Source organism: Streptomyces virginiae (genome assembly GCF_040638905.1).
Classification (GTDB): domain Bacteria; phylum Actinomycetota; class Actinomycetes; order Streptomycetales; family Streptomycetaceae; genus Streptomyces; species Streptomyces virginiae_B.
Genome location: NZ_JBEZYV010000001.1, coordinates 741561 through 757724, shown reverse-complemented (window position 1 = coordinate 757724; position 16164 = coordinate 741561). Strand labels below are relative to the sequence as shown.

Annotated in this window: 17 protein-coding genes; 8 read left to right on the top strand and 9 right to left on the bottom strand. The window is 72.1% G+C overall.

The window, feature by feature from the left end; translation table 11 throughout:
- Positions 1–42: 42 nt before the first annotated feature.
- The 3 genes from AB0F82_RS03475 to AB0F82_RS03465 all read right to left on the bottom strand — a co-directional run bounded on the left by AB0F82_RS03475 (position 43) and on the right by AB0F82_RS03465 (position 2499).
- A complete protein-coding gene (locus tag AB0F82_RS03475) occupies positions 43–1212 on the bottom strand; it encodes an MAB_1171c family putative transporter (RefSeq protein ID WP_356811889.1) in 1170 nt (389 codons plus the stop codon).
- Positions 1209–1766, bottom strand: coding sequence for a hypothetical protein (locus tag AB0F82_RS03470; RefSeq protein ID WP_030030910.1), 558 nt, complete (start codon positions 1764–1766; stop codon positions 1209–1211). The genes AB0F82_RS03475 and AB0F82_RS03470 overlap by 4 nt, the downstream gene beginning before the upstream one ends.
- A gap of 64 nt (positions 1767–1830) precedes the next feature.
- Entirely contained in the window at positions 1831–2499 is a 669-nt protein-coding gene (locus AB0F82_RS03465; RefSeq protein WP_030825642.1) for a helix-turn-helix domain-containing protein, read from the bottom strand.
- Between the two features lie 216 nt (positions 2500–2715).
- Between AB0F82_RS03465 and AB0F82_RS03460 the strand changes: the two genes are divergently transcribed.
- The 4 genes from AB0F82_RS03460 to AB0F82_RS03445 all read left to right on the top strand — a co-directional run bounded on the left by AB0F82_RS03460 (position 2716) and on the right by AB0F82_RS03445 (position 8201).
- A complete protein-coding gene (locus tag AB0F82_RS03460; protein WP_362623361.1) occupies positions 2716–3708 on the top strand; it encodes a helix-turn-helix domain-containing protein in 993 nt (330 codons plus the stop codon).
- Positions 3709–3915: 207 nt separating this feature from the next.
- Positions 3916–5271 carry a 6-phospho-beta-glucosidase gene (locus AB0F82_RS03455; protein ID WP_356811891.1) on the top strand — a complete coding sequence of 452 codons (1356 nt, stop codon included), beginning with the start codon at positions 3916–3918 and terminating at the stop codon, positions 5269–5271.
- 60 nt (positions 5272–5331) lie between these two features.
- Complete coding sequence (locus tag AB0F82_RS03450; protein ID WP_436842025.1) at positions 5332–7428, top strand: MDR family MFS transporter; 2097 nt, start codon at positions 5332–5334, stop codon at positions 7426–7428.
- Between the two features lie 38 nt (positions 7429–7466).
- Positions 7467–8201, top strand: coding sequence for a GOLPH3/VPS74 family protein (locus AB0F82_RS03445; protein ID WP_362623358.1), 735 nt, complete (start codon positions 7467–7469; stop codon positions 8199–8201).
- Positions 8202–8285: 84 nt separating this feature from the next.
- Here the strand turns inward: AB0F82_RS03445 and AB0F82_RS03440 are convergent, their stop codons facing one another.
- The 5 genes from AB0F82_RS03440 to AB0F82_RS03420 form a co-directional block, all read right to left on the bottom strand.
- Positions 8286–8717, bottom strand: a complete 432-nt coding sequence (locus AB0F82_RS03440; RefSeq protein ID WP_362623355.1) for a hypothetical protein — start codon at positions 8715–8717, stop codon at positions 8286–8288.
- A gap of 133 nt (positions 8718–8850) precedes the next feature.
- A complete protein-coding gene (locus AB0F82_RS03435) occupies positions 8851–9084 on the bottom strand; it encodes a serine hydrolase (protein ID WP_362623352.1) in 234 nt (77 codons plus the stop codon).
- Between the two features lie 37 nt (positions 9085–9121).
- Entirely contained in the window at positions 9122–9526 is a 405-nt protein-coding gene (locus AB0F82_RS03430) for a serine hydrolase domain-containing protein (RefSeq protein ID WP_362623349.1), read from the bottom strand.
- Positions 9527–9754: 228 nt separating this feature from the next.
- Positions 9755–10270: a nucleotide triphosphate diphosphatase NUDT15 gene (locus AB0F82_RS03425; protein WP_356811894.1), complete on the bottom strand. Its 516-nt coding sequence runs from the start codon at positions 10268–10270 to the stop codon at positions 9755–9757.
- Positions 10267–10884: a helix-turn-helix domain-containing protein gene (locus AB0F82_RS03420; protein WP_362623346.1), complete on the bottom strand. Its 618-nt coding sequence runs from the start codon at positions 10882–10884 to the stop codon at positions 10267–10269. The genes AB0F82_RS03425 and AB0F82_RS03420 overlap by 4 nt, the downstream gene beginning before the upstream one ends.
- A gap of 65 nt (positions 10885–10949) precedes the next feature.
- Between AB0F82_RS03420 and AB0F82_RS03415 the strand changes: the two genes are divergently transcribed.
- Both AB0F82_RS03415 and AB0F82_RS03410 read left to right on the top strand, forming a co-directional pair.
- Positions 10950–11972, top strand: a complete 1023-nt coding sequence (locus AB0F82_RS03415; protein WP_362623343.1) for an NAD(P)/FAD-dependent oxidoreductase — start codon at positions 10950–10952, stop codon at positions 11970–11972.
- Positions 11973–12113: 141 nt separating this feature from the next.
- Complete coding sequence (locus AB0F82_RS03410; RefSeq protein WP_362623340.1) at positions 12114–13520, top strand: NAD(P)-binding protein; 1407 nt, start codon at positions 12114–12116, stop codon at positions 13518–13520.
- A 71-nt stretch (positions 13521–13591) separates the two neighbouring features.
- Here the strand turns inward: AB0F82_RS03410 and AB0F82_RS03405 are convergent, their stop codons facing one another.
- On the bottom strand, positions 13592–14665 hold the full coding sequence (locus tag AB0F82_RS03405) for an ATP-dependent DNA ligase (RefSeq protein WP_362623337.1): 1074 nt from the start codon (positions 14663–14665) through the stop codon (positions 13592–13594).
- 75 nt (positions 14666–14740) lie between these two features.
- On the opposite strand from AB0F82_RS03405, the gene ligD reads away from it, so the two are divergent.
- Complete coding sequence (ligD, locus tag AB0F82_RS03400) at positions 14741–15760, top strand: non-homologous end-joining DNA ligase (RefSeq protein ID WP_362623335.1); 1020 nt, start codon at positions 14741–14743, stop codon at positions 15758–15760.
- A gap of 152 nt (positions 15761–15912) precedes the next feature.
- Positions 15913–16164, top strand: coding sequence for a WhiB family transcriptional regulator (locus AB0F82_RS03395; protein WP_356811899.1), 252 nt, complete (start codon positions 15913–15915; stop codon positions 16162–16164).

Genomic DNA, 16164 nt, shown 5'->3' with positions numbered 1-16164 from the left:
CGTCAAAGTCCCGCCTGCCGGGCGGGACTTTGACGACTCGGCCTAGACCGTGGCGTGCCGCCGGGCCGCCTGTACCACCGGCGAACGCCGCAGGGCGTCGGAGATCCGCAGCAGGTCTCGCGGCCCGTCGGAGGCGGCGGGCAGGGTCTCCTCGTCCTCGCCGATGATCTTTCCCTCCGGGTCCGCCGAGCGGGCCCGTACGGCGGCCGCGACCATGGCCGCGTCGGCGACGGCGCGGGCGGTCTCCTCGTCGGCGCCGTCGGCGACGGCGGTGTCGTAGGCGTCGTCGCGCAGGCCCTTGTCGAAGTAGGGGCCGAGGTGCAAGAACCCGTCGTGGATGTCGGACTCCCGCTGGATCACGCGCAGTTCCCCGGCCGTCCACCAGGCCATCTGCACGGAGGGCGTCCCGACGGGGGCGGAGATCTGCACCTCCTGCCACAGCGGGCCGAGCCGGCGGTAAGTCGCCCAGGTCTGCCAGTGGTCCGAGAGCCGCTGGCAGACGAGCGGCACCACGAAGCCCATCGCGCTGATCAGCGCGCCCAGGGAGGCGAGCGGCGGGGCCACGTAGGTGCTCAGGCCGTCCAGGTCGTGGCCGAGCCAGCGGGCGACGACGGCGGTCATCTTCGTGGCGTCGTAGCCGAGGTTGAACAGGTAGCCGGCGACGATGATCATCAGCCCGATCCGCAGCCAGCCGCGCACCTGGAGCGACCAGCGCCAGCACAGGACCACCATCACCACCGCCGCCACGTGGTGCGCCAGCAGGTAGAGGGCGATCATGTGGCCGACGTAGGGGGTGTTCGCGTAGAAGGTGTCGAAGTCCCGCAGGCGTTCCTCGGGGGTCTCACCGAGGGCGAACAACACGACGAGGGCCACGATCACGATGCTGTAGCCGAGGATCCAGCGGCGCGAGACGCGCTTGGTCCGCTCGGCCGGCCCGCCCCGCCAGTTGACCATCAGGACCAGGCAGGAGGCGCTGAAGGCGGTGATCAGGCAGTACACCAGCGGGGCGGAGAAGTTGACGACCCCGGTCCAGCGGTTGACCGCCGCGATGGTGGGCGGAGCGGCGAAGGAGAACACCGCTCCCGCCAGGGCCAGCAGGGCGACGACCGAGCGCAGGAGCGGGTCGCGCCAGTTGTGCCGCAGGGCCGGCAGCTTGAAGGCGAGGGAGATCGCCATCGCCGCTGCCGGGATGTAGTAGTCCTCACCGGTCAACGGTCGTTCCTCAGTCCCCGGTAGCCGAGCGAGGCCTCGATCCGGCCCGCCAGGTCATCGCGCTGGACGGGGGCCCGATGGCCCGCCGACCCGGCCAGCCAGTTCCGGCAGCGGCTGCCCAGCAGTAAACCGAAGGTCTCGGCCTCGGTCTCCTCCTGGACGTCGGCACGCGTACGCGCGGCGACGCGGCGGACCGTCTCGCCGATGTCGGCCTCGTCGGACAGCAGCCGCGCGGCGACGGCGGCGCCGTCGACGTGGTGGCTGCAGTGGCCCGCCTTCATGTGCCACAGCTCGTGGCCCAGGATGACCAGTTGGTGATCCGGTGCGGTGCGCTCCTCGATGACCACGAGATCGCGGTCCGCCATGTCGAGCCACAGACCGCTGGCCGTCCGGGGCGGGAAGGAGGCCATCCGGAAGTCGACCCGTCGGCCGCGGTGTCTGCTCATGCCCTCACAGAGGGCAGCGTAGAGGTCCACGGGTTCCACGGGGGCGGTCAGCCGGATGCCGGCCACCAGCTCCCCGCACAACCGCCGCTGCTCTCTGCCTATGCTCACCGTTCTCCCCGTCGGCGCGGATCCGGATCAGGACTCAAGGATCAGACCCAGACTTTCGACTGGGTCAGGACTCGTTCGGTTTTACGCTTTCGAGGAGCATGTCCAGCCATTCGGTCACCTTGTCCCGGTGCTTGTCGCTGGGCAGTTGGGCAGCGCGCCAGGCGATACCCCGTACACCATGGTTCTGCAGGAGTCTTGCCAGCGGATCGCCCGCCGATGCGGCCGAGGCCGGTACCGTTTCCCGCGCGCGCCCCGCGTAGTCCTGGAGCAGCTGCTGTTCGGTCCGCTGGAGCGCGTCGGTGAGGGCGTCGGCGTCGTGGGCCGTGAGGAACCCGGCGTGCACCCCGAAGAAGCGCTGGATCGCGTCGCAATGCTCCATGGTGGGGCGGCGATCGCCGTTGATCAGGGCCCCCGCCTGCTGCCTCGACATGCCGGCGCCGTCGGCGATCTCCTGTTGCGTGTAGCGTCGGCCGTTCGCCTTGACGCGGGTGCGCCGGAGCAGGTCGAGGCGCTGCAGGAAGCGGGCCTGGAGGTCGGGTTCGCCGGCCGGCCTGCCTTCGAGCAGCGTCTTCACCACATCCGTGGGCACGCCCGAAGCCTCCGAGAGGCGTCGCAGGTCGAAGACCTGGTTCAGCTCGCGGCCCATCTTGCCCGCGAGTTCGGCGACGCGGGTGATGGTCGCGGCCAGGGGTGCGTCGGCCACCGCGACGGGAGCCGGGAAGCCGTCTGTCACCAGTGGTTCTCCTAGATCGCGCGAAGTCGGTACGGCACATGGTCGGCTTCTGGAATCTAGCCGCTCTCGCGCGGAAGGGCTAGAACGTGCCACAGCTGTGGCGGGAATGAGCTGTCAAGAGGCTGGAATTGCCACAATAGTTGACACTCGAATGAAGTCGGTAGCAGGATCGCCACACGGAAATGAAGATCCAGACCGGAGGAGGGGGAGCTCTCAGTGCCACATCTCGCAGCGGTGGGCCCGTCCGATGGCCTCGCCCGAGCCGGTGAGGAACGCCTGGCGGGCGAGGAGTCCGCCCGCGGCGCCGTACGGTCGGAGCGACGCAAGGAGATTTTGCGCCAGCGCCGCGAAGAGCTGGGGCTGAGCCAGGAGGACCTCGCCGCCCGGCTGCGCATCAGCGTGCGTGCGTACGGCAACTGGGAACGCGGCCTGGTGAAGGAGTGGACGGACCGCAAGCTCCTCGCCCTGGCCGAAGCCCTGGAGATGAGCGAGCGGCAGTGCTTCTGGCTCTTCCGCGTCATGGTCGACCGCGACCCGCCGCCCACGTGGCGGGCCTCCGACGAGAACCGGCTCCCCGAGGACCCGGCGCAGCGCGACTACCTGTGCGACTACGCGGCCCTCATGGAAGCCGTGCCCTACCCGAGCTTCCTGGTGGACCACCGGTGGGACGTCGCCCTCACCAATTCCGCCTTCGACCAGCTCTTCCAGTCCGTACGGCCGCACCCGACGGCCCTGCCGGACGACAACTTCCTGCGCTTCGCGCTGTTCCACCCGGACGCCGCGGCCGTGCTGGAGGACCACGAACCGGCCTGGTGCGTACCGCTGCTCGCCCAGTTCGCGGCGGCGCTCGCCGAAGCCCCGGAGGACGAGGGGCTGTGCAGCATCCGCCAGGAGGTGGCCCGTGACCCGTTCATGGAGGCGGCCTACCGCTACGGCGTCCCCCACTGGCTGAGCAAGCGCGGGCCGGAGGCCGCCGAGCAGGACGGGGCGGTGCGCACCGTGCGCCACCCCGACCCGCGGTGGGGCCTGGTGCGCTGCCGGATGGTGGCCGAGACCAGCCGCATGCTGGACGAGATGGGGCTGACCCGGATCACCCTCATCCTGTCCGGGCCGCAGGGCGTGCCGACGGGCCCCGGACGGGGTGGCGCGGCCGTCACCTACCCGCCGCAGGGCGCCAGGCTGCGCGCCGTGCCGTCGCTGGGCGACTGACCGGCCGGGGCAGACTGGTTCCTGCGGGCGGAAGCAGCCGCCGGCCGGGATCCGTGTCGCCGATCGTGACACGGGCCGTGTCACCGATCGTGGCACTGGCGCCGGCGGGAGCGCGGGTGGTGGTACGGGTTACGGGTACTGCCGCCGGTACGGGCATCCGCACCGGCACCGGCACCGGAATCTGCACTGGCGAAGGGCGGTAGGGGCGTGCGGCTGACGATCCTCGGCGGAGGCGGCTTCCGGGTACCGCTCGTCTACGGAGCACTGCTCGGGGACCACGCCGAGGGGCGGGTGTCCCATGTGACGCTCTACGACGAGGATCCCGCGCGGCTCGCCGCCATGACCCGCGTCCTCGCCGACCTGGCCGCGGCCGCAGCGGTGCCCGACGCCCCGGCCGTCACGGCCGCCCGGGACCTCGACGAGGCCCTGAGGGGGGCCGACTTCGTCTTTTCCGCCATTCGTGTCGGCGGCCTCGACGGGCGCGCCGCGGACGAGCGCGTCGCCCTGGCCGAGGGGGTGCTGGGCCAGGAGACGGTGGGCGCGGGCGGGGTCGCGTACGGACTGCGGACCGTTCCGGTGGCCCGTGCGATCGCCCGCAGGATCGCCCGCGTGGCCCCCGAGGCCTGGGTCATCAACTTCACCAATCCGGCCGGCCTGGTCACCGAGGCCATGGCCGAGGAGCTCGGCGACCGGGTGATCGGCATCTGCGACTCGCCGGTCGGCCTCGGCCGGCGCATCGCCCGGCTGCTCGGAGCCCGCCCCGAAGAGGCCTGGATCGATTACGTGGGCCTCAACCACCTCGGCTGGGTACGCGGCCTGCGCATCGGCGGCCGGGACGAGCTGCCGCGGCTGCTGGCCGACACCAAGGCGCTGGAGTCCTTCGAGGAGGGCCGCCTCTTCGGCGCCGAGTGGCTGCGCTCGCTCGGCGCGATCCCGAACGAGTACCTCCACTACTACTACTTCAACCGTGACACCGTACGGGCGTACCAGGAGGCCGGGCAGACCCGCGGGGCCTTCCTGCGCGACCAGCAGCGCGGCTTCTACGCCGAGGCCGGCCGGGCCGGGCTGCCCGCGGGGGCGGCCCTGGCCGCCTGGGACCGGACCCGGGCCGAGCGCGAAGCCACGTACATGGCCGAGAACCGCGAGGCGGCCGGAGTGGGCGAGCGCGACGAGAGCGACCTGGAGTCCGGCGGCTACGAGAAGGTGGCCCTGGCACTGATGCGCGCCATCGCCCGGGACGAGCGGGCCACGCTGATCCTGAACGTCCGCAACGGCTCGACGCTCTCCGTCCTGGACGCCGCGGCGGTCATCGAGGTGCCCTGTCTGGTGGACGCGAACGGCGCCCACCCCGTGGGCGTCGAGCAGCTGCCGCTGCACGCGGTGGGGCTGGTGACGGCCGTCAAGGCCGTGGAGCGGGAGATCCTGGCGGCGGCTGCGAGCGGTTCGCGGGCGGACGCCGTGAAGGCCTTCGCGCTCCACCCGCTGGTCGACTCCGTGGCGGTGGCCCGGCGGCTGCTGGACGGCTACGCGCAGGCCCATCCGGGCCTGGCCCACCTGCGCTGATCCGCCCCGCCGGTCGCCGCGGGGGGCGCGGTGCGGGTCCCTCCGACGGCCCAGCGCCGCATGCGGCGCGGCGGGCGGCCTGTGAGAGTGCGAGATGTGACCACTGCCCCCGCCGCAGTCGCGACGCCTCCCGTGCTCGACCGGCGGCGGCGCAACGTCATCTTCGGCACCATCATGCTGGGCGTGCTGTTGGCGGCACTCGACCAGACGATCGTCGGAACGGCCCTGCCCACGATCGTGGGGGACCTGGGCGGCGGCGACCACATGTCGTGGGTGGTGACGTCCTACCTGCTCGCGGAGACGGTGGCGACGGTCCTGGTCGGCAAGTTCGGTGACCTCTTCGGCCGGAAACTGGTCTTCCAGACCTCCGCCATCGTCTTCATCAGCGGCTCCTTCCTGTGCGGCCTGTCCAGCAACATGACCTTCCTGATCGTGTGGCGCGGCGTCCAGGGCGTCGGGGCCGGCGGCCTGATGGTCACCGCGATGGCCCTGATCGCCGACGTCGTGCCGCTGCGTGAACGCGGCAAGTACCAAGGCATGATCGGCGCAGTGTTCGGCGTCGCCACCGTCATCGGGCCGCTGCTCGGCGGCTTCTTCACCGACCAGCTGACCTGGCGGTGGTGCTTCTACGTCAACGTCCCGATCGCCATCCTGGTGGTCGTGGCGGCCGCCAGGACGATCCCGGTGGTGCGCGCCTCGGGCAAGCCGGTCATCGACTACCTGGGCATCACCCTGGTGGCGATCGGTTCCAGCGCCCTGATCCTGGCCACGAGCTGGGGCGGCAACGAGTACGCCTGGACCTCGCCCGTGATCATCGGCCTGTTCGCGGGCGGTGCGGTCGCGCTGGCGCTGTTCTGCCTGGCCGAGACGCGCGCCGTCGAGCCGACGATCCCGATGCGGCTCTTCCGCAACCCGGTCTTCGCCGTGTGCTCCGTGCTGAGCTTCGTCGTCGGGTTCGCGATGCTCGGCGCGATGACGTTCCTGCCGACCTACCTCCAGTACGTCGACGGGGACTCGGCCACGATCTCGGGCGTCCGGACCCTGCCCATGGTCTTGGGGCTGCTGCTCGCCTCCGTCTTCAGCGGCAACGTCGTCAGCAGGACCGGCCAGTACCGGATCTTCCCGATCGTCGGCAACGCGGTCATGGGCGTCGGCCTGTACCTGCTGTCGCGGATGCATCCGGGGACCAGCACCCTGCTGGAGTCGCTCTACATGTTCGTGCTCGGTGTCGGCATCGGCCTGTCCATGCAGGTGCTGACGATCGCCGTGCAGAACACCGTCGACTACGCCGACCTCGGCACGGCCACCTCCGGGGTCACCTTCTTCCGTACGCTGGGCAGCGCCTTCGGGACGGCGGTCTTCGGCACGATCTACGCCAACCACCTGGGGCCGTCGCTGGAAGCGGCGGTCGCGCAGGCGGCGACGGCCACCGGTCAGGACCCGGCGGCCCTGGCCGAGGCCGCCTCGACCCCGCAGGGAGTGCACCGGCTCGATCCGGCCGCCGCGACACCGGTCATCGAGGCGTACGCGGAAGCCCTGCACACGGTGTTCCTGTGGACCGTGCCGGTGGCGGTGTTCGGGTTCGTCGTGGCGCTCTTCCTCGAGCAGGTCAAACTGCGCGACAGCGCCCGGGCAGGCTCCACCGACATGGGCGACGGCTTCGGCTCGCCGGCCACGGCCTCCGGGGACTCGGCCAAGCTGCTTGAGCTGGCGGTCGGCAAGCTCGTACGGAACATGGGGGCGGACACGGCGCGGGCGATCGTCGAATCCTCCGACACCCGGCTTGACATCGCGGGCGCGTGGACGGTGATGCAGGTGGAGCTGATGACCAGGACGATCGGCTACTCCACCATCGGCCTGGTCGCCGGGCGGCGTTCGCTCCCGCCGGAGGTACTGCTCCCGGTGTTCGACCGGATGGTGGAGGAGGGCTTCCTCTCCCGGAAGGGCGCCTTCTTCAGCCTCACGGCTGCCGGGCAGCGGGAGGCCGACGTCATCTCGGCGGCGTGGGCCCAGTGGCTCGGCGACCGGCTGGAGAAGGACCGGGGCCGGCCGCGCAGCGCCGAACTGCGGGTCGCGGCGGACGCGATCGCCAAGCGACTGCTGGCCGAGGACCTGGGCGAGGGCAACTTCGCACCGAAGGTGGCCGTGCGGCACTGAGGGCTGTCCGGCGGTTGCCTTGTCGATCATGCTGGTCGGTGTGGAACTCCGGGTGGTCTCCCGTCGTCCTTCCCTTCGAGACGCACGAGGACCTGGGGGCGACGCACATGGGGATCACGATCACGCTGGCCGAGGAGATCATGCTCCTGTCCCTGGACGACGAGTCCGGGGTGGTGAGGCAGCGCCAGTCGGTGGCACCGGCGCTGGCGGGGGCGATCCTGCTCGAACTGGTCCTGGCGGAACGGGTGTCGATCTCGGGGAAGCACCTGGAGCTCAGGAGCACCGAGCCGACCGGGGAGCCGCTGCTCGACGGCCGGATCCGGCTGATCGAGACCTGGCTGCGCGGCCTCAGCCGGCGCCGGGTGTCGCAATGGCTGTCGAAGGACTACATGAAGGCGGTCGCTCCGGTGCTGGAACGCCTCGGCGAGCGCGGGCTGGTGGCACAGCGGGAGCACAAGGTGCTGGGGATGTTCCCCCAGCGCCGCTACCCCGAGGCCGACGGGAGGGTCGAGCGCGCCCTGCGGGAGCGGCTCACCGCGGCCGTCCTGGAGCGCGCCGAGCCGGACGAGCGCACGGCCGGCCTCATCGCCCTGCTTCACGCGGCGAAGCTGCACCGACTGGCCTTTCCACACCACCGGCCCGGGTCGGTGAGCCCCAGGATGGCGGAGATAGCCGACGGCCAGTGGGCGGCCGACAGCGTCCGCAAGGCCATCCGCGACATGCAGGCCGCCGTGGTGGCGATGACGGTGGTCACGGCCGCAGCGGCGGGCTAGGTCGTGTCGTCGAAGTTCCGCCTGGCCGGCGGGGCCGCCCTTCGGGCGGCCGACGCCACTTTGACGACACTCCCCAGCGAGCCACTACTCCGACTCCGGATGCATCTGAACCCACCGGCCGTCGATGCACTTCATCTCCACCCCGTAGTACGGCGGGGGCGTGGTGGTGCGATGCGTCGCGGCGGCGTTGGCCCGGGGAACGGCTTTCGCCTTCGCCTTCGCTTTGGTCGGGGCCTTCGTCTTGGACTTCGGCTGGGTCGACTTGGGCTGGAGCCGGGCGGCGGAGCGGTCCTTCGCGGCCGCGGGCTTCTTCTTCGCGTCGCGCGCTCGCAGCTCCTGGATCCGCTTCAGGAGCTCGGTGCGGCTCATCGGCTTCTGCTTCTGCTGCTTGACGACGGCAGTGGCGGCGCGGGCGGCACCGGGAGTCGAGGCGACTCGTGGTCCGCCGGCCGACGGCCGGCAGGAGCGGTGCGCGGACCGCCCTCCCGACATGACGACGAGCTTCTTCCTGGCCACCGGATTTCCGCAGACGGCACACCTGGTGGGTATGGCAGCGCCAGGCACGATCCCCCCGATCTCGACACCTCGTCGAGGCGGAACGATAGCCGTCCCGGGGGTGCTTCGGGGCAGAACGCCGGTACCCGAATGATCACGAATGGCTGTTGGCCGTGGTGCGGCCGTCGGGTGCCACGGGCAGGTTCGTCCATACGACGAGAGTGACGTCGTTGTCCGGGTCGTGGCCGATCAAGGGGTTGAAGCCGGGCAGTTCACCGCCGTGGTAGTACATCGCCGCGTTCGGGCCGAAGCGCTGGTAGGAAATGCCGTACCCGTACTTCTGCCCGCCCGGCGCCTTGGTTCCTCGGCCTGCGGGCTGTCGAGCCACTGCTTCTGGAAGGCGGGGTTCAGCACCTTTCCCGTCGTCAGGGACCGGACCCAGGTGGCCGGGTCGTCGGCGGTGAAGATGCCGCCGCCCGCGGCGTACGCGTAGGACGAGTTCTGGTGGTGTGGTCCAGCGGCTTGAGCTGCCCGGACTCTGCTGCCTTCCGGACGTCTTCGGAATACGGCTTGTCGGTCAGTGCGTAGGCCGTACCGCCGTACATGGAGCCGTGCGCGTGGCGGTCTGGGAGGGAAGTGTCGTGGATGCCCGGCAGGGACGTGCCCGCCAGGCCGAGCCGACCGAACAGCCTCTGGTGGAACAGCCGTTCCAGCGGCTGACCGCCCGCCTTCTCCGCGACGAGGCCGAGCCGCGCGTGGTTGGTGTTGCTGTACTCGTACGACGTGGCGGGCGGGAAGTTCGGCGGGCGGGAGAAGGCGATCGCCGGCATCTCCTGCGGCGTCCGGGCCCAGGTGGCTGGGCGTCCAGGGATGCCGACAGCTCGGGTGCGTTGACCTCGAGCGCCTCGGCCGCGCGTTCCACCGAGGCCTGAAGCGCGGCCGGGTCGATCTGCTTGAGCGCGGGCGCGACGCGGCGCGCACGTCGGACGGGGCCGGGGAGCCGGGCTCCGGGGGCAGGCCGGCTGCTCCGGCAGGCGGGCTTGAGAAGCCCCCAGGCCTCAGGCGCTCGGAGCCCGGCCGGTCGCCGGATAGTCGTACGAGGGGACGTCCGGCAGTTCCGTGAGGTCGGGGCGCCAGGCGCGGAGCACCGCAGCCGAGGGGGCGTACAGCGCCGGCGGGATCTCGGCGGGCGCGAACCACTCCCAGCGGGCGATCTTGTGGGGTTCGGTGACGGCGGGCACGCCCTCCGCCATGGTGGTGACGGCGGCAGCCGTCAGCCGGGTCAGGCCGGACTTCGCCTCGATGTGGACGGACAGGACGCGCACGCCCTCGGGGGCCACCCGCAGGTCCGTCTCCTCGGCGAGTTCCCGGGCGGCGGCCTGCTCGAAGCCCTCTCCGGGGTCGACCTTGCCGCCGGGCAGTTCCCAACGGCCGTCGTGCGCCTGGCCGAGCAGCACGCGGCCGTCGTGGCCGATAACGACGAGGCCGACGCCGACGACGGCGTTCGGCTGGGGAACGGCCCGTTCGGGACGCTCGCGCTCGGGGTGTTCGGGGCGATCGCCTGTGGTGGTCATGGACGTCCTTCCGGAGGAGTGGCGGGACGGGCGCGAACGTGGATCCGCTCGCCCTGGGGGCCGAAGAGGCTGAGGAACTCGGCAGGCTGCGGACCGGCGTTGAAGAAGGCGTGCGGCGTACGGGTGTCGAACTCGGCGGCCTCTCCGGGGTCGAGCACGAGGTCGTGTTCCCCGAGCAGCAGCCGGACACGCCCCGACAGCACGTACAGCCACTCGTATCCTTCGTGGACCTTCAGTTCGGGTACGGTCGGGGGGCCTTCGACGGGCGGGAGGATCTGTTTGAAGGCGTGCACCCCGCCGAAGTTGCGGGTCAGGGGTACGTAGGTGTGGCCGTGCCGGACGAAGGGGCGCGGGCGGATCCGGGGATCACCCGTCTCCGGCGCGCCGACCAGCTCGTCCAGCGCCACCCGGTGCGCCTTGGCCAGCGGCAGCAGCAGCTCCAGTGTCGGCCTGCGCTGCCCGGACTCCAGCCGGGAGAGGGTGGAGAGGGAGATCCCGGTGGTTTCGCTGAGCTGGGCCAGCGTGGTGCCGCGCCGGCGGCGCAGGGCCCGCAGCCGCGGGCCCACGGCGGTGAGCACGTCGGCGAGTTCCTCGTCCTGCTTCTCGGGAGCCATGACTCCATTTGCCGCTTCGGCAAGAGCATTTGTCAAATAGCGGCTTCGGGCGGACCCTCGCGGACATGGACAACGCAGAGGACATGGACAACGCAAAAGAAGGACCGTTCGACGTGGTCGTCGTCGGTGGCGGCGCGGCCGGACTCGCCGGGGCGCTCACCCTGGTCCGGGCCCGCCGTTCGGTACTGGTGATCGACTCCGGCAGCCCGCGCAACGCCCCGGCGGCGCACATGCACGGCTACCTCGGCCTGGACGGCGAGAGCCCGGCGGCGCTGCTCGCCAAGGGGCGGGCGGAGGTGGAGGGCTACGGCGGGCGGATCCGGCCGGGCACGGCCGTCGCCGCGGACCGGCTGCCCGACGGGGGCTTCCTGGTCCGCTGCGGGGACGGCTCGACCGTGCGGGCGGGGCGGCTGCTGGTCGCCACCGGCCTGGTGGACGAGCTGCCGGCGGTGCCGGGGCTCGGGGCGCGCTGGGGGCGGGACGTGCTGCACTGCCCGTACTGCCACGGCTGGGAGGTCCGGGACCGGCCGGTCGCGGTGCTGGCCGACGGGCCGCTCGCCGTGCACCAGGCGCAGATGTGGCGGCACTGGAGCGAGCGGACCACGCTGCTGGCGCACACCTGGCCGCTGGGCGAGGAGGACCGGGAGCTGGCGGCGGCCCTCGGGATCCGGGTGATCGAGGGCGAGGTGACCGGCCTGGTCGTCGAGGACGACCGGCTGACCGCGGTCACCCTGGCCGGCGGGGAAGCGGTGGAGTGCCGGGCGCTGGTGGTGGCCCCGCGGTTCACGGCCCGTTCGGGGGTCCTGAGCAGCCTGGGCCTGCCGACCACGGGCATGACGCGGGACGGGCACGTGATCGGCCGTAGCGTCGAATCCGACCCGGCCACCGGGGCCACGGCGCTTCGTGGGGTCTGGGTGGCGGGCAACGTGACCGCGCCGCTGGAGAAGGTCGCGGGGGCGGCCGCTCAGGGCGCGCAGGCAGCCGCCGCGATCAACGCCGACCTGATCGAGGCGGAGACCCGGCGGGCGCTGGAGGCCCACCGCGCGGGCGCGGCGGCGGGCGGGGCCGCGGGTACGGTCCACGGCTGACCGGGCGGACGGCGGCGCGGTCGTGGGCGCGGGCGGGGGCTCGACGCGGCGGACATGTGTGCGGGTTTCGGCCCCTCTCCGTACGCGCAGGCTCTGGGCGGTGTGATCGTCGTACGGTCCAACGGTTCGGGGGGACGCTCCATGGCACACGTGCTGGTCATCGGCGGAGGGATCGGCGGCCTCGCCACCGCCCTGCTCGCGGCGCGGCGAGGACACACGGCGGAGCTCTTCGAGCGCGACACGCGCGCCCCCGGTACCGCGCTGGACCGCGACTTCTTCGGCTGGCGGCGGCCGACCGTGGCGCAGGCGGTCCAGCCGCACGCGCTGCTGGGAGCCGCCCGCAACGTCCTGCGGGACGAGCTGCCCGACGTCCACGCGGAGATGCTCCGGCTCGGTGCGCGCGAGCGGCACGAGCTGGACTGGTTCGAGGTACGGCCGCCCGCGCTGCCCGGTGACGAGGACCTCGTCATGCTGCAGGCGCGGCGCATCGTGCTGGAGAGCGCGCTGGCCACGGCGCTGCGCGCGGAGCCCGGAGCGGTCGTCCGCCACGGGGAGCCGGTCACGGGACTCGCCACAGCCCCGCAGGCCGGGGGCGAACCTGCCGCCGGGATCCGGGTGACGGGAGTGACCACCGAGGCGGGCGGCTACGAGGGGGACCTCGTGGTGGACGCGGGCGGCCGCCGCGGAGGCATCGAGCGCAGGCTCGGCGCGGTGGGGTGCCGGCCGCCCGTCGTGGAACGGCACCGGACGGGGCTCGCGTACTTCTGCCGCTGGTACCGGCTGCCCGCGGGCATGGAGGAGGGTCCGCGGCGGCCCTGGGCGGTGACCGGCGGGGCCTTCGCCGGGTGCGCCGTCTTCCCGGCCGACAACCGGGTCTTCGCCGTGACGCTGTTCGTGCACACCGCGGACGCCACGCGGTCGGCGTTGCGTGACCCCGCGGTCTTCGAGCGGGCGGCCCGTTCCTTCCCGCCCGGTAAGGCCTGGCTGGCGCTCGGCGCGGAGCCACTGTCGGGCGTACTGGCCACGGCCGGCCTGGACAACCGCTGGAGCGCGCTCGTGGACGAGCGGGGTCCGGTGGTGACGGGGCTGGTGCCGGTCGGGGACTCGATCACACACACCAATCCGACCCTGGGGCAGGGCACCTCGCTCGCCCTGTGGGCGGCGCGCAGGGTGGCCCGTACGGCGCACATGGAGCCGGGGTCCGACCGGTTCGCCTTGGCGCACCACGAGTGGGCGGTGCGGACCCTGAAGCCGTGGTTCGACTTCCAGGTGGTCGCCGACGCGGCCATAGGCGAGCGCTTCGCGACGCGGGCGGGGCGTACGGGGACGGCGCGCGAGGTGGCCGCGCTCTTCGACTGCGCGCTGGAGGACCCCGACGTGATGCGGGCCCGGGCGCGGGTCCGGCACCTGGCCGAGCCTCCGGAGCGGGCGTACGCGGACCCGGAGATCCGGGCCCGGGTGGTGCGCTGGCTGGCGGCGCGGCCGGACTACGCGCCGAACGAGGTGGGGCCGGACCGGGAGGAGTGGGAGAAGCTGACGGCGGGCTGACGCGCGGGGACCCGGCCCCGGTCCATGTTCCGGTCCATGTTCCGGTCCCGGTCCCCGTCCCGGTCCCGGCCTCAGGCGTCCGGGGACGGGCCCAGCACCTCGGCGAGGTCGTAGCCCACGACCTCCTCCAACTGGGCGTAGGTGCAGCTCTCGGGGGTTCGGTCGGGCCGCCAGCGCCGGAACTGGGCGGTGTGCCGGAAGCGGTCTCCCTCCATGTGGTCGTAGGCGACCTCGATGACGCGCTCCGGGCGCAGCGGTACCCAGGAGAGGTCCTTCTTGCCGGTCCAACGGCTCTGCGCGCCGGGAAGCCGGGCGCTCTCGTGCGCGGACTCCTCGGCCCAGGCCGCCCAAGGGTGCCCTGCCGGATCCGGCATCCGCAGGGGTTCGAGCTCGTCCACCAGCTCGGCCCGGCGCTTCATGGGGAAAGCGGCGCAGACGCCCACGTGCTGGAGCGTGCCCTGTGCGTCGTGGAGGCCGAGCAGGAGCGATCCGACAATCGGACCGCTCTTGTGGAAACGGAAACCGGCGACGACGACGTCGGCGGTACGTTCGTGCTTGATCTTGTACATGAGGCGGGCGTCGGGCCGGTAGGGGAGATCGAGCGGTTTGGCGATCACTCCGTCGAGCCCGGCGCCCTCGAACCGGTCGAACCACTCCTGCGCGAGCGCGGGGTCGGTGGTCGCGGGCGCGAGATGAACGGGGGGCCGAGCGGTGGACAGGGATGCGACCAGGGCGGTACGGCGGTCGGTCAGCGGGGTGTCGAGGAGCGCCTCGTCGTCGAGGGCGAGCAGGTCGAAGGCGACGAAGCTGGCGGGGGTGGTCTGGGCCAGAAGGGCGACACGGGACTGCGCGGGATGGATCCGCTCGGTCAGCCGGTCGAAGTCCAGACGCCCGCCATGGACGATCACGATCTCGCCGTCCACGACGCACCGGCTGGGCAGATTCGCCTTCAGGGCTTCCACCAGCTCGGGAAAGTACCTGGTCAAGGACTTACCCGTGCGGCTGCTGAGCTCGACCTCGTCGCCATCGCGATGCACGACAGCCCGGAAGCCGTCCCACTTGGCCTCGTACTGCATGCCGGGCGGGATCTTCGCCACTGACTTGGCGAGCATCGGTTTGACCGGCGGCATCACTGGCAGATCCATGCATTCGATTCTGCGGTGGTACGTCCTGACCCGCCCGGTATGCGCGCGCGCTCCGGCCCGCCTACCGTGGCGCACATGGGTGCTGCTGGCAATGCGATCGAGCTGGAGGCGGCCGGGCGGACGGTACGGCTGTCCAGCCCGGACAAGGTCTACTTCCCGGAGCGGGGCCTCACCAAGCGGCACGTCGCCGAGTACTACCTGGCGGTCGCGGACGGCATCCTCCGCGCTCTGCGCGACCGGCCGACGACTCTGGAGCGCTATCCCGACGGGGTGGAGGGCGAGTCCTTCTTCCAGAAGCGGGCCCCGAAGAACCTCCCCGACTGGATCCCGACCGCCCACATCGCCTTCCCGAGCGGCCGTACGGCCGACGAGATCTGCCCGACCGAGCCGGCCGCCGTCCTGTGGGCGGCCAACCTGGGCTGCCTCACTTTCCACCCCTGGCCGGTCCGCCGCCAGGACACCGACCGGCCCGACGAGCTGCGCATCGACCTCGACCCGCAGCCGGGCACCGACTACCACCACGCGGTGGCCGCCGCCCACCAACTGCGCGCCCTGCTGGAGGAGCTGGGCCTGCGCGGCTGGCCCAAGACCTCCGGCGGCCGGGGACTGCACGTCTTCGTCCCCATCGAGCCCCGCTGGACCTTCAGTGAGGTCCGCCGGTGCGCCATCGCCCTCGGCCGGGAACTGGAGCGCCGCATGCCGGGCAAGGTCACGACGGCTTGGTGGAAGGAGGAGCGCGGCGAGCGGATCTTCGTCGACTACAACCAGACGGCGCGCGACCGCACGATCGCCTCCGCCTACTCGGTCCGCCCGCGGCCGCACGCCCCGGTCTCCGCGCCCCTGCGCTGGGACGAGGTGGACGACGCCGAGCCGCGGGACTTCGACATCGTGACGATGCCGGCCCGCTTCGCGGAACTGGGCGACGTGCACGCGGACATGGACGACCACGCCTTCACCCTGGACTCCGTACTCGAACTCGCGGCCCGCCACGAACACGAACACGGCCTGGGCGACATGCCGTACCCCCCGGACTACCCGAAGATGCCGGGCGAACCGAAGCGCGTCCAGCCCAGCCGGGCCAAGCACGAGGACTGATCGCCTTGCGGCCCGGCGGCTTCCACCGGTGCGGTCGTGCTTTCGCATCGTGCCACTGTCAGTGGGGGGTGCGATGCTCTCGGAGCGGCGGCCTGCGTCATGTTGATCAGGCGTATAGCGGACGTCCATCCGCGCTGAGCAGTATCTGCGGCATGTCTATCAACACCTCTACCGCAGCCACCGATACCGCCGCCTGGTACGAACTCGCCCTGTGCGCCCAGACCGGCCCGGGCTTCTTCTTCCCGGAGCCGGGCTCCTCATTGCGCGAGGCGAAGCGGTTGTGCGGGGCGTGCGAGGGGCGGGCGGCGTGCCTGGAGTACGCCCTGGCCAATGACGAGCGCTTCGGCGTCTGGGGCGGCCTCTCGGAGTCGGAGCGCCTCGCCCTGCGCCCCGGCCGCCGCTGA